Origin of the sequence: Yinghuangia seranimata (genome assembly GCF_029953285.1) — a bacterium.
In the GTDB taxonomy this organism is placed as follows: Bacteria; Actinomycetota; Actinomycetes; order Streptomycetales; family Streptomycetaceae; genus Yinghuangia; species Yinghuangia seranimata.
Genome location: NZ_JASAOI010000050.1, coordinates 137,437 through 150,879, shown reverse-complemented (window position 1 = coordinate 150,879; position 13,443 = coordinate 137,437). Strand labels below are relative to the sequence as shown.

General features: G+C 69.9%; 10 protein-coding genes. 3 read left to right on the top strand and 7 right to left on the bottom strand.

All coding sequences use genetic code 11. From position 1 onward, the window contains the following. Positions 1-158: 158 nt before the first annotated feature. The 7 genes from gyrA to dnaA form a co-directional block, all read right to left on the bottom strand. Positions 159-2,708, bottom strand: coding sequence for a DNA gyrase subunit A (gyrA, locus tag QI554_RS30555; RefSeq protein ID WP_281474457.1), 2,550 nt, complete (start codon positions 2,706-2,708; stop codon positions 159-161). 184 nt (positions 2,709-2,892) lie between these two features. Further along, positions 2,893-4,935 (bottom strand): DNA topoisomerase (ATP-hydrolyzing) subunit B, encoded by a 2,043-nt coding sequence (gene gyrB, locus QI554_RS30550; protein WP_281474455.1) that lies wholly within the window; start codon positions 4,933-4,935, stop codon positions 2,893-2,895. Positions 4,936-5,298: 363 nt separating this feature from the next. Beyond that, positions 5,299-5,730: a DciA family protein gene (locus QI554_RS30545; RefSeq protein ID WP_425528084.1), complete on the bottom strand. Its 432-nt coding sequence runs from the start codon at positions 5,728-5,730 to the stop codon at positions 5,299-5,301. A 155-nt stretch (positions 5,731-5,885) separates the two neighbouring features. Beyond that, a complete protein-coding gene (gene recF, locus QI554_RS30540; RefSeq protein WP_281474450.1) occupies positions 5,886-7,016 on the bottom strand; it encodes a DNA replication/repair protein RecF in 1,131 nt (376 codons plus the stop codon). A 200-nt stretch (positions 7,017-7,216) separates the two neighbouring features. Continuing rightward, positions 7,217-8,101, bottom strand: coding sequence for a phosphogluconate dehydrogenase (NAD(+)-dependent, decarboxylating) (gene gnd, locus QI554_RS30535; RefSeq protein WP_281474448.1), 885 nt, complete (start codon positions 8,099-8,101; stop codon positions 7,217-7,219). A 134-nt stretch (positions 8,102-8,235) separates the two neighbouring features. Further along, entirely contained in the window at positions 8,236-9,366 is a 1,131-nt protein-coding gene (gene dnaN / locus QI554_RS30530; RefSeq protein WP_281474446.1) for a DNA polymerase III subunit beta, read from the bottom strand. An 820-nt stretch (positions 9,367-10,186) separates the two neighbouring features. Further along, on the bottom strand, positions 10,187-12,127 hold the full coding sequence (gene dnaA / locus QI554_RS30525; protein ID WP_281474444.1) for a chromosomal replication initiator protein DnaA: 1,941 nt from the start codon (positions 12,125-12,127) through the stop codon (positions 10,187-10,189). 410 nt (positions 12,128-12,537) lie between these two features. Between dnaA and rpmH the strand changes: the two genes are divergently transcribed. From rpmH to yidD, 3 genes are read left to right on the top strand one after another with little or no spacing between them, the layout of a single operon-like run. Beyond that, the gene (gene rpmH, locus QI554_RS30520; RefSeq protein ID WP_010849920.1) at positions 12,538-12,675 is read left to right on the top strand and encodes a 50S ribosomal protein L34; all 138 of its coding nucleotides are present in this window, start codon (positions 12,538-12,540) and stop codon (positions 12,673-12,675) included. Positions 12,676-12,705: 30 nt separating this feature from the next. Then, on the top strand, positions 12,706-13,098 hold the full coding sequence (gene rnpA / locus QI554_RS30515) for a ribonuclease P protein component (protein ID WP_281474433.1): 393 nt from the start codon (positions 12,706-12,708) through the stop codon (positions 13,096-13,098). Then, positions 13,095-13,442, top strand: a complete 348-nt coding sequence (gene yidD / locus QI554_RS43425; protein ID WP_343230825.1) for a membrane protein insertion efficiency factor YidD — start codon at positions 13,095-13,097, stop codon at positions 13,440-13,442. The genes rnpA and yidD overlap by 4 nt, the downstream gene beginning before the upstream one ends. Position 13,443: the final 1 nt, after the last annotated feature.

The window sequence follows — 13,443 nt, the reverse complement described above, 5'->3', positions numbered from 1 at the left end:
CGGCGGGGGGCCGGCCGGCGGCGGGGGAGGTGCGGTCGGCCGCGGCGGCGGGGCCGCGCCGGGATGCCCGGGGGCCGCAGGCGGCTGGTCGGCGTGCCCGCCGGGCCGGTCCCGGTCGGTACGACGGCCTCGGCCGCCGGCCGACGTCCGGTCTGTGCTCACGCGTCACCCTCCTGCCCGGAGGGCACCGCCGCGGCGCCCTCGGTTTCCGGGTCGCCGTCGACGTCGCCTTCCGGCTCCGGCTCGGCGTTCCGGGCGATGCCCACCACCGCATCGCCCTTACCCAGGTTGATCAGCTGCACGCCCATCGTGTCACGGCCGGTGTCCCGAACTTCGGAAACACGGGTCCGGATCACACCTCCGCCGAGCGTGATGGCCAGGATTTCATCTGTTACGTCCACAACGAGCGCGCCGACGAGCGACCCGCGGTCCTCGACGATCTTCGCCGCCTTGATGCCGAGGCCGCCGCGACCCTGGACGCGGTACTCGTCCACGCTGGTGCGCTTCGCGTACCCGCCGTCGGTGGCGGTGAACACGAAGGTGCCCTCGCGGACCACGCTCATGGACAGGAGCTCGTCGCCTTCGCGGAAGCTCATGCCCTTCACACCGGACGTCGCGCGGCCCATCGGGCGCAGCGCCTCGTCCGTTGCGGTGAACCGGATCGACTGGGCCTTCCGGCTGACGAGCAGCAGGTCGTCCTCAGGGCCGACCAGTTCGGCGGCGATCAGCTCGTCGTCCGCGCCGCTCTCGTCCGCGCGCAGGTTGATGGCGATGACGCCCGCGCTGCGGTTGGTGTCGTACTCCTTGAGCGCGGTCTTCTTCACCAGGCCGGCCTTGGTGGCCAGGATCAGGTACGGCGCCACCTCGTAGTCGCGCAGGTCGAGCACCTGGGCGATCTTCTCGTCCGGCTGGAAGGCCAGCAGGTTGGCGACGTGCTGGCCGCGCGCGTCGCGGCCGGTGTCCGGCAGCTCGTAGGCCTTCGCGCGGTACACCCGGCCCTTGTTCGTGAAGAACAGGATCCAGTGGTGGGTGGTCGTCACGAAGAAGTGATCGACGATGTCGTCCTGCTTCAGCTGCGCGCCGCGCACGCCCTTGCCGCCGCGCTTCTGCGAGCGGTACAGGTCGGTGCGGGTGCGCTTGACGTAGCCGCCGCGCGTGATGGTGACGACGATGTCCTCTTCGGCGATGAGGTCCTCGATGGACATGTCGCCGTCGAACGGGATGAGCTGGCTGCGCCGGTCGTCGCCGTACTTGTCGACGATCGCCGCGAGCTCCTCGCTGACGATCTGCCGCTGCCGCTCGGGCGACGCGAGGATCTCGTTGTACTCCGCGATCTTCGCCATGAGCTCGTCGTACTCGGCGGTGATCTTCTGCCGCTCCAGGGCCGCGAGGCGGCGGAGCTGCATCTCGAGGATCGCGTTGGCCTGGATCTCGTCGATCTCCAGGAGGCCCATCAGGCCGCTGCGCGCCTCGTCGACCGTCGCCGACGCCCGGATGAGCGCGATGACCTCGTCGATCGCGTCGAGGGCCTTCAGCAGCGCGATGAGGATGTGCGCGCGCTCCTGCGCCTTGCGCAGCCGGAACCGGGTGCGCCGGACGATGACCTCGATCTGGTGCTCCACCCAGTGCCGGATGAAGGCGTCGAGGGGGAGCGTGCGCGGGACGCCGTCGACGAGCGCCAGCATGTTGGCGCCGAAGGTGTCCTGCAGCTGGGTGTGCTTGTAGAGGTTGTTCAGGACGACCTTGGCGACCGCGTCGCGCTTGAGCACGATGACGAGCCGCTGGCCGGTGCGCGAGCTCGTCTCGTCGCGCACGTCGGCGATGCCCTGGATGCGGCCGTCCTTGACCAGCTCGGCGATCTTGAGGGCGAGGTTGTCCGGGTTGACCTGGTACGGCAGTTCGGTGACGACCAGGCACTGCCGGTTGTTGATCTCCTCGACCTCGACGACCGCGCGCATGGTGATCGAGCCGCGCCCGGTGCGGTACGCGTCCTCGATGCCGCGCCGGCCGACGATGAGCGCGCCGGTCGGGAAGTCGGGGCCCTTGATGCGCTCGATGAGTGCCTCGAGCAGGTCCTCCTGCGAGGCCTCCGGGTTCTCGAGGTACCACTGGACGCCCGACGCGACCTCGCGCAGGTTGTGCGGCGGGATGTTGGTCGCCATGCCGACCGCGATGCCCGCCGAGCCGTTGACCAGCAGGTTCGGGAAGCGCGACGGCAGGATTTCGGGTTCCTGCTGCCGGCCGTCGTAGTTGGGGCCGAAATCGACGGTGTCCTCGTCGATGTCGCGCATCATCTCCATGGCCAGCGGGGCCATGCGGCACTCGGTGTAGCGCATCGCGGCCGCCGGGTCGTTGCCCGGCGAGCCGAAGTTGCCGTTGCCGTCGACGAGCGGCATGCGCATCGACCACGGCTGGGCGAGGCGCACGACGGTGTCGTAGATGGAGGTGTCGCCGTGCGGGTGGTACGAGCCCATCACGTCGCCGACGACGCGGGCGCACTTGTAGTAGCCCTTCTCGGGGCGGTAGCCGCCGTCGTACATCGCGTACAGCACGCGGCGGTGCACCGGCTTGAGGCCGTCCCGGACCTCAGGGAGCGCGCGTCCGACGATCACGCTCATCGCGTAGTCGAGGTACGAGCGCTGCATCTCCGTTTCGAGCTCGACCTCCTCGATGCGGTCGGTCGTGGGAGGGGGGGTCGCGTCGACCATCTCTGGTCCGGTTCCTTTCGCACTGCGGCGTACCGCGTTCGGGTCTTCAGGGGTGGGTACGCCGCGTGACCTGTCGAGGCGTCAGACGGAGGCGGGGGACGGGCCGGTTGCATCTGGGAGGCAATTGGCGAAGCAACCCCGGGCAAACCCGGAGGAGACGCACCGGCCTGTCCGTCGCCGCCGGTCAGATGTCCAGGAAGCGCACGTCCTTCGCGTTGCGCTGGATGAACGAGCGGCGGGCCTCGACGTCCTCGCCCATGAGGATCGAGAAGAGGTCGTCGGCACGGGCCGCGTCTTCGAGGGTGACCTGGAGCAGCACGCGGTGCTCGGTGTCCATCGTGGTGACGCGCAGCTCCTCGGCGTTCATCTCGCCGAGGCCCTTGAAGCGCTGGATCGCGTCGTCCTTGGGGAGCTTGCGTCCCGCCTCGCGGCCGATCTGCAGCAGCGCGTCGCGCTCGCGGTCGGAGTAGGCGTACTGGACGTCGTCCTTGCCCCACTTGATCTTGTACAGCGGCGGCTGGGCGAGGTAGACGTGGCCGGCCTCGACCAGCGGGCGCATGAAGCGGAACAGCAGGGTGAGCAGCAGCGTGCGGATGTGCTGACCGTCGACGTCGGCGTCGGCCATCAGCACGATCTTGTGGTACCGCAGCTTCTCGATGTCGAAGTCGTCGTGGATGCCGGTGCCGAACGCCGAGATCAGGGCCTGGACCTCGGTGTTCTGGAGCACGCGGTCGATGCGCGCCTTCTCGACGTTCAGGATCTTGCCGCGGATCGGGAGGATCGCCTGGAACATCGGGTTGCGCCCGGACTTGGCCGAGCCGCCGGCCGAGTCGCCCTCGACGATGAAGATCTCGCACTTGGTCGGGTCGTTGCTCTGGCAGTCGGACAGCTTGCCCGGCAGCGACGCGGTCTCGAGCAGGCCCTTGCGGCGGGTCAGGTCGCGCGCCTTGCGGGCCGCGACGCGCGCGGTGGCCGCCTGGATGGACTTGCGGACGATGTCCGCCGCCTCGACCGGGTTGCGGTCGAACCAGTCCGCGAGGTGCTCGTTGGTGACGCGCTGGACGAACGTCTTGGCCTCGGTGTTGCCGAGCTTGTCCTTGGTCTGGCCCTCGAACTGCGGCTCGGCCAGCTTCACCGAGATGATCGCGGTCAGGCCCTCGCGGATGTCCTCGCCGGAGAGGTTGTCGTCCTTCTCCTTGAGCAGCTTCTTGTCGCGCGCGTAGCGGTTGACCCACGAGGTCAGCGCGGCGCGGAAGCCCTCTTCGTGGGTGCCGCCGCCGTGCGTGTGGATGGTGTTCGCGAAGCTGTAGACACCCTCGGTGTACTGCGAGTTCCACTGCATCGCGACCTCGACCGAGATCTTGCGGTCGGCGTCCTCGGACTCGAAGTCGATGACCGACTTGTGGATCGGCTCGCCCTTGCGCGAGTTCAGGTACGTGACGAAGTCGGAGATGCCGCCCTCGTAGTGGTACGTGACCGAGCGCTGCTTCTCGTCCTCGTCCAGGTGGTCGGGGCGCTCGTCGGTGAGGACGATCGTCAGGCCCTTGTTGAGGAAGGCCATCTCCTGGAAGCGGCGCGACAGCGTCTCGAACGAGTAGACGGTCGTCTCGAAGACCTCGGGGTCGGCCCAGAACGTGACCTTGGTGCGGGTGTCGGCGGTGGCCTCGTGCTTGGCCAGCGGCTCCACGGGCACGCCTCGCTTGTACTCCTGCGTCCACCGGTAGCCGTCGCGGCAGATGTCCACAGCCAGGTTCGTGGACAGCGCGTTGACGACCGAGACGCCGACGCCGTGCAGACCGCCGGAGACCGCGTACCCGCCGCCGCCGAACTTGCCGCCGGCGTGCAGGACGGTCAGCACGACCTCGACCGCCGGACGCTTCTCCACGGGGTGGATGTCGACCGGGATGCCGCGGCCGAAGTCGAGCACGCTGACCCCGCCGTCCGGCAGGAGCGTGATCTCGATGCGGTCGTTGTGGCCGGCGAGCGCCTCGTCCACCGCGTTGTCCACAACCTCGTACACCAGGTGGTGCAGGCCGCGCTCGCCGGTGGAGCCGATGTACATGCCGGGCCGCTTGCGGACGGCGTCCAGACCCTCGAGAACCTGGATGTTGCTCGCGTCGTACGACGCGCCGTTCGGTGAGGGCGCCCCGCTGCCGGTCGGCTCGGCCACGTCATTCTCCTTGGGGTTGCCGGGGTCGGCCACGAAGCGCCCTTTCTGGCACAGCACGGCTCCCTGCCCTGGGAGCACGGTCCGAGAGACCATGCGACCCGGCACGAGGCCGGGCCGGAGTCACCCCGGGCACGGAGCCGCGGAAGTCGACACTGGATCCGCCGTAGCGGGATTGCCTCCATAGTCTACCGGTCCCGGCGACACAAAGACGGGTTACCAAGGCCCCTGTATTCGCGTGTGGCGCTCTGGAAGGGCTTTCCACAAGTCCCCCCATGCGCTAGGGGGTCTTTCGGGGCTCACATCGCCGCTGGCGGATGTGCCGACCGAGTGTCCATGACAGCCTGTCAGCCCGCTACGACACTCGGTCGCGAGGCCGCCCGACCGGGGTTACCTGCGGTACGCGCGGCGGCCGCGCCGAGCTCAGCGACCCGCACTCCAGCGGCCTCCGCCGCGCCTCCGCTCGCCCGCCGGACCGCGCACCTCGATATAGGTGACCGTGCCGTCGCCGAGCTCCTGGTTGATCCGCGCGAGCAGCTTCGGCGCGAGCCAACGCACGTGTGTGGCGTAGTTGTCCGAGTCGGTGCGCACCACCAGCCGCCCCTCGTCGAAGCGTTCGGGCGTGCAGTGCGCGGCGATGCCCGGACCGACGATCTCGGGCCAGCGCCCCATGACCCCGTGCACCGCGGCCGGGGTCTGCCAACCGCGTTCGGCGATGAGCCGTCCCATCACACCGCGCAGCGGCTGGGGGTCGCGGTCGTCCGGGCCGGAACCGCTGCGGCGCAGCCCGCGCCGGCCGTCGCGGCGCTCCTGCTGCTTCTCGTACCGGTTGCGCGCCTGCGCGCGCGCCTGCATGAGCGCGGCGCGCGCGAGGTCGATGCCCTTCTTCTCCACGCCTGCGTCCCCGGCGGGCGCGGAGTTGTCCACAGGCTGGGGACCGGACGCGGCAACCGCGCGTGCGGAGCCGGGGAGTTGGGGGTCGCCGGGGGAGGGGGCGCCGGACGGCGTGCTCACACGGTCCTCCGCACTTCTCCGGCGGACACCGCGTACCGCGCGCCGGCGAGCACCGCCGGGACGTCCTCGGCGACCGCGGCGGTCACCAGCACCTGTTCGCCGGGCGCGACGAGCTCGGCCAGCCGCTCGCGGCGCCGGGCGTCCAGTTCGGCGAACACGTCGTCCAGGACGAGGACGGGCTCGCCGCCGTCGGCGCGGAGCAGTTCGTACGACGCGAGCCGCAGCGCGAGCGCGTACGACCACGACTCACCGTGGCTTGCGTAGCCCTTCGCGGGCAGCGCGCCGAGTTTGAGCAGCACGTCGTCGCGGTGCGGGCCGACCAGCGTCACACCGCGCTCGATCTCGCTCGGACGCTGCCGCTCGATGGCCGCCATCAGCGCGTCGTGGATCAACCGCCGGTCTGCGGGCAGCGGTTCGTCGCCGATCGACGCGCGGTACTCAAGCACCGTCGGGCCGCCGCCGGACGACACCTCGTCGTACGCCTTGTCCACCAACGGCTGCAACGCGCCGGTCAGTTCGAGGCGGGCCGCGGTCAACTCGGCACCGGCGACCGCGAGATGCGAGTCCCACACGTCGAGCGTGCTCAGCGACGCGCCGCGGCCGCCCGCCCGGCGCGCCATCGCGGCACTGCGCAGCAGCGCGTTCCGCTGCTTGAGGACGCGCTCGTAGTCCTGCCGCACGCCCAGCATGCGCGGCGCGCGCGCCGTGAGGAGCTCGTCGAGGAAGCGCCGGCGCTCACCGGGGTCGCCCTTCACGAGCGCGAGGTCCTCGGGCGCGAACAGCACGGTGCGCAGCAGGCCGAGGATGTCGCGCGGCCTGGGGACGGGGGAGCGGTTGATCCGGGCGCGGTTGGCCTTGCCGGGATTGATCTCCAGCTCGGCGAGCGTGGTGCGGCCCTCGCGCACGATGCTGCCGCGCACATAGGCGCGTTCCGCACCGAGCCGGACCAGCGGCGCGTCGTTGGCGACCCGGTGGCTGCCCAGCGTCGCGAGGTAGCCGACCGCCTCGACGAGGTTGGTCTTGCCCTGGCCGTTGGGGCCGACGAACGCGGTCACGCCGGGGTCGAGGGGGACCTCGACCGAGGCGTACGAGCGGAAGTCGGCCAGGGACAGGTGCGCGACGTGCATGGCGGTGGCGCGCGGTGCGCCGGCCTCCCCTCGTGTGGCCTGTGGTGTGCGTGGTCTGTGCACACCTGTGGACAACTGCCCGGCACATACCGGGCACCTGTGCCGGACAACGGCGGCCGCCGACCGAGCGGATCGGTCGGCGGCCGTGGAACACGTGCGGCGCCGCCCCTTACGGGGCTTCGCCCGCGGTCACCGTCGCGTCACTTGGACTCGACCGCGTGCCCGCCGAACTGGTTCCGCAGCGCGGCGACCATCTTCATCGACGGCGAGTCGTCCTGGCGGGACGCGAACCGGGCGAACAGCGACGCGGTGATCGCGGGCAGCGGCACCGCGAGGTCGATCGCGGCCTCCACCGTCCACCGGCCCTCGCCCGAGTCCTGGGCGAAGCCCTTGAGCTTGTCGAGGTGCTCGTCGTCGTCGAGCGCCCGCACCGCGAGGTCGAGCAGCCACGACTTGATGACGGTGCCCTCCTGCCAGCTGCGGAAGACCTCACGGACGTCGGTGACCTCGTCGGACGCCTCGAGCAGCTCCCAACCCTCGGCGAAGGCCTGCATCATCGCGTACTCGATGCCGTTGTGGACCATCTTGGCGAAGTGGCCGGCGCCGATCTTGCCGGCGTGCACGAAGCCGAAGTCGCCCTCGGGCTTGAGCGCGTCGAAGATCGGCTGGACCTTCGCGACGTCCTCGGCGCCGCCGCCGCACATCAGCGCGTAGCCGTTCTGCAGGCCCCACACGCCGCCGCTGACGCCGCAGTCGACGAACCCGATGCCCTTCGCGGCCAGCTTCTCGCCGTGCGCGATGTCGTCGGTCCAGCGCGAGTTGCCGCCGTCCACGACGACGTCGCCGGGGGACAGCAGCCCGGCGAGTTCGTCGATCGTCGAGGCCGTGGCAGCGCCGGCCGGGACCATCACCCACACCACGCGCGGCGTGGCCAGGTTGTCCACAAGCGCCTTGAGACTGTCCACATCGGCGACGTCGGGGTTGCGGTCGTATCCGACCACGGTGTGGCCAGCGCGGCGGATCCGCTCGCGCATGTTGCCGCCCATTTTGCCGAGGCCGACGAGTCCGAGCTCCATGTCCTGCATCCTTCGTGTCGCTGCCCTGATGCCGATGGTTTCGGCACCGTCCTCTGGTGCCCCTTGTGGGGGCGTTCAGACATCGGTGCGCCGGGTGGCCGTCCGGACGGTGCCCGGACGGCCTACGGATCACGTCAGCGGGCTCAGCCGGAGAGCCGGACCGGCATGATCAAGTAGCGGTACTCGTCGGTGGCCTCGGCGTCCATGTCGGGCTTGCCGGTCATCACCGCGGGCTTGGTGGAGGTCGTGAACGACAGCTGCGCGACGGGGGAGTCGATCGCGCTCAGGCCGTCGAGCAGGAACGCCGGGTTGAAGGCGATGGAGATCTCGTCGCCGGTCAGCGACGCGTCCAGCGCCTCGGAGGCCTGCGCCTCGTCGCCGGAGCCGGCCTCGAGGACCAGGCGGCCGTCGCTGAAGGTCAGGCGGACCGGGGTGTTGCGCTCCGCGACCAGGGACACACGCTTCACCGCGTCGACGAACGGCGCGGTCTCGACGGTCGCGACGCTCGCCGCACCGTCCGGGAACAGCGCGCGGTACTTGGGGAATTCACCTTCCAGCAGGCGCGTGGTGGTACGCCGGCCGGCACCCTCGAAGCCGATCATGCCCTCGCCGAGCTTGTCGCCCGCGAGCGCGATCTGGATGCTGTCGCCGTTGGTGAGCGCCTTGGCGGTGTCGTTCAGCGTCTTCGCCGGGACGAGCGCGATCGACGACAGCCCGGCCTGGTCCGGCTTCCACAGGAAGGTGCGGACGGCGAGGCGGTAGCGGTCGGTCGCGGCGAGGGTGACCGTGTCGCCCTCGATCTCGATGCGCACACCCGTCAGCATCGGCAGCGTGTCGTCGCGGCCGGCGGCGATGGCCACCTGGGCGACCGCGGCGGCGAAGACGTCACCGGCCACCGAGCCCGCGGCGGTGGGCATTTCGGGGAGCGCCGGGTAGTCCTCCACAGGCAGCGTGGGGAGGGTGAACCGCGCGCTTCCACAGACCACGGCGACCTTTGCACCGTCTGTGGACACCTCGACGGGACGGTTCGGCAGGCTGCGGCAGATGTCGGCGAGCAGCCGGCCGGAGACCAGGATGCGGCCCTCGTCCTCGACCTCGGCCTCGATGCCGACCCGGGCCGAGACCTCGTAGTCGAAGCTCGACAGCGTCAGGGTCCCGCCGTCGGCCTCCAGCAGCAGGCCGGCCAGCACGGGGACGGCGGGCCTGGCCGGGAGGCTGCGGGCCGTCCACGCCACCGCGTCGGCCAGAACGTCACGCTCGACCCGGAACTTCACCGGTCACCGCCTCCTGCTGCTGCCGCTTGCCTGATGTCTGGCACTGGATGTGTGACCCCAGTCTGACGCACCGGGCCGACAGCCCGCTCACACCCCTCTCGGCGGCGTGGTCCACAGATCGGCGCCCACCCCACCTTTAAGCGATCAATCCCAGGGTTATCTAGGTAGTCGTAGTAGTAGGGGGTGTGGATACCGTGGATAACCGTTGTCCGCGCAGGTCAGAGGCGATTTTTTGTCCACTTCAGGGGTGTGGGTAACCGGTGGACAAACCCCGTGCCGCTGTGGACGAGCGAAACCGCTCCACAGGCCGTCCCCAGCGTTACCCCCTGTTGTCCCCACTCAATCCCCAATCTCACCCCGAGTTGTCCCCAGCGTTTTTCGGGGCCTCGGCGCGCGCTTTCACTCGACCGAGTGAAAAGCCTTGTTCCTGTGGACAGTTCGGTGGAAAACCTGGGGACAACAGCGCCGAACCCGTGGACAAGCGGTGGACAACCGAGCGGCAGGTTGGTCGCCCAGAACCCCCTCCCGCTCTGTCCACAGAGTGTGGACAGTCGTGATGCACAGATCCCCAGGGGTGTGACCTGGCTGTTCGACTCCGCCGTACCCAACGCCTGTGCATAAGCCGGGTGTTGACCAGTGTTCCCCATGATGTGGACGGCGGGTGCGCCGGTTTCCGGTGGAAAACCCGGCCCGCCGCGGCCCGATGAGATGAACGTCACACCGCCGCACGGCGGTTGGTGGTGCCGGGGAGCCGGCTCCGGGTATGCAGAAGGCCCGTCCCCAGGCTGGGGACGGGCCTTCGCGAACGGGCTTGCGGCGGCTAGCTCTTGATCCGGTTGGTCAGCTCGGTGACCTGGTTGTAGATGGACCGGCGCTCGGCCATCAGCGAGCGGATCTTGCGGTCGGCGTGCATCACCGTGGTGTGGTCGCGGCCGCCGAACTGCGCGCCGATCTTGGGCAGCGAGAGGTCGGTGAGCTCGCGGCACAGGTACATCGCGATCTGCCGCGCGGTCACCAGCACGCGGCTGCGCGAGGTCCCGCACAGGTCCTCGACGGACAGCCCGAAGTACGAGGCGGTGTGCGCCATGATCGTGCCGGCGGTGATCTCCGGGCCCGCGCTGTCCGGGATGAGGTCCTTGAGGACGATCTCCGTGAGCTGCAGGTCCACCGGCTGCCGGTTGAGGCTCGCGAACGCCGTGACGCGGATGAGCGCGCCCTCCAGCTCGCGGATGTTCCGGGAGATCTTGCTGGCGATGTACTCCAGGACGTCCGGCGGCGCGTTGAGGCCCTCCTGGATGGCCTTCTTGCGGAGGATCGCGATCCGCGTCTCCAACTCGGGCGGCTGCACGTCGGTGATCAGCCCCCACTCGAAGCGGTTCCGCAGCCGGTCCTCCAGGGTCACCAGCTGCTTGGGCGGGCGGTCCGAGGAGATGACGATCTGCTTGTTCGCGTTGTGGAGCGTGTTGAAGGTGTGGAAGAACTCCTCCTGCGTCTGCTCCTTCGTCTCCAGGAACTGGATGTCGTCGACGAGCAGGACGTCCACATCGCGGTAACGGCGGCGGAATCCGTCGGCCTTGCCGTCGCGGATCGAGTTGATGAACTCGTTGGTGAACTCCTCCGAGCTCACGTACCGCACCCGGGTCCCGGGGTAGAGGCTGCGCGCATAGTGCCCGATGGCGTGCAGGAGGTGGGTCTTGCCCAGCCCGGACTCGCCGTAGATGAACAGCGGGTTGTACGCCTTCGCCGGCGCCTCGGCGACCGCGACCGCGGCCGCGTGGGCGAACCGGTTGCTGGAGCCGATGACGAACGTCTCGAAGAGGTACTTCGGGTTCAGCCGCGCGGCCGGCTCGTTCTCCTTGCCGGTCGAGGCCTGCTCGCGGCCGGTTCCGGCGGCCTCGCGCCCGGTGCCGGGGCGGGGGTTCGGGCGGGCGCTGGGAACCGGCGAGTTTCTGTCGTCGGATCCATGAATCGAATTGTCCACAAAGCTGTGGACAGGCGGTGTGGAAAAACCCGCCGGTGCGTTCATCAGATCATCGCGACCGGAGAAAAGCGTACCGTCGTCCGTCGCGATCGACGCGGATCCGGAAACCCCGTGGTCGGAATGCTCCTGGGGATAACGCACCTGTGCCGGATAGCGGTCCTGCGGATAGCCGTGGTCGTACTGCGGCTCACCAGGGTCGCGGCGGTCCCGCAGGCCGTACTGCTCGCGGGGGTCGCGCGGGTCGTACTGCTCCCGCGCGTCCTGGGGATAACGGCCGGGGCCCGGCGCCGCGGGGTAACGGTCCTGCGGCGGGTAGTCCTGCGGATACCCCTGCGGTGCGTGCTGTGCATAAGGGTCGCCGTACGGCTCCGGGCGGTACGGCGGCTGGCCGTACCCCTCCTGGGGATACGGCGCGTACTGCGGCTGGGGGAGGCCCTGCTGGGGCGGCACCTGCTGCGGGGCCGCCGGGTAGCCGCCGGGGGCGCCCGCGTAGCCCGGCTCACCCTCGTCGCCCGCGCCCGGCTCGACGGTCACCGCGAAGGTGATGGCCCGCCCGAAGCCCTGGCTCAGCGTCTCCGTCACCAGCTGCCGCAGACGGCCGTCCAGCACCTGCTTGGCGAACTCGTTCGGCGCGGCCAGCAGCACGGTGTCGGAGATCAGTGCCAGCGGCTGGGTGCGCTGCAGCCACCCCTTGTCCTTGGCCTCCACACTGTCGTCCGTGGCCAGGCGTTCCAGGAACCGTGCCCAGACTGCGGCGAGGTCGCTGGTGATGTCAGCCACGGTTGCACGCTCTTTCTTGCGTCAGATTCGGGGCGGCGGGTGGAGCCGGGTGGATCGCGGGGCGCGGTCGCCGGGACGGGGCGACGGCGAGCAGAACCCACCACGGTAGTCGTCCTGCGGCCCCCCGCTCAACCTGTTGTCCACAGCCTGTGAATACAACGTCTTCGCAGCTAGAAGGCGTACACTGCGGCCTTGGAAGCCCCTGGGGCGACCAGCCGCGACACCCGGGCGGGGGCAGCCGGGCGTCCCCCATTTGACCGCAGCGGGCGTTCGTACGTACCGTAAGCCGGTCTAGTTGTCGACGACCGCTGCCGCATGTCCGTAAACACCAGAGACTGCATGTTGCGGACGTACGGTGATGGCCGGCGGCGTCAATCCGCCAGCCTCCGAGTCAATCCTGGAGCCCCCGAGTGAGCAAGCGCACCTTCCAGCCGAACAACCGTCGCCGGGCGAAGACCCACGGGTTCCGGCTGCGCATGCGCACCCGCGCCGGCCGCGCCATCCTGGCCGCCCGCCGCCGCAAGGGTCGCGCCGAGCTGTCCGCCTGATCTTCCCTAGGGAGAAGGAGTCGGTTCACCGTGCTCCCTCCCGTCAATCGGCTGAGGCGCCGCGACGAGTTCGCGATCGCGGTGCGGCGTGGCCGCCGCACCGGTCGACCGCTGCTCGTGGTGCATCTCGCGCAGCCTGGCAGTGCCACGGACCCGCACGCGTCCCCGGGGGAGACCCCGCCGGCGCGTGCGGGTTTCGTCGTGAGCAAGGCCGTCGGTCCGGCGGTGGTGCGAAACCGCGTCAAGCGGCGGCTGCGCCACCTGGTCCGCGACCGCCTCGGGCTGCTGCCGGAGGGTAGCCTGGTCGTGGTACGGGCCCTGCCGCCTGCGGCGGAAGCGGAGTACGCCGACTTGGCCTCCGACCTCGACGCGGCGCTGGGCCGACTGCTCAGCCGGTCGGGAAGGCCAGGGGCGAGGCCATGAAGTACCTGCTCATGGGGCTCATCAGGCTCTATCAGTGGACGATCAGTCCGATGCTGGGCCCGGTGTGCCGGTTCTATCCGAGCTGCTCGCGTTATGGGTACGAGGCCATCTCGACACACGGCGCGATCAAGGGCACGTACCTGACCGTGTGGCGCATCCTGCGCTGCAACCCCTGGAACCCCGGCGGAGTCGATTTCGTGCCGCCGCGTACCCGCCGCCCATGGCGTCTCCGGTCCTCCGGGGCAGCCCCCGAGGCGCAGCAGACCTCCCGTACCGCCTGCACCGCTGATCACGAGCACGACGATCACGTGCACGGTGCGCACACCATCGCCCGAGGAGCCTGAC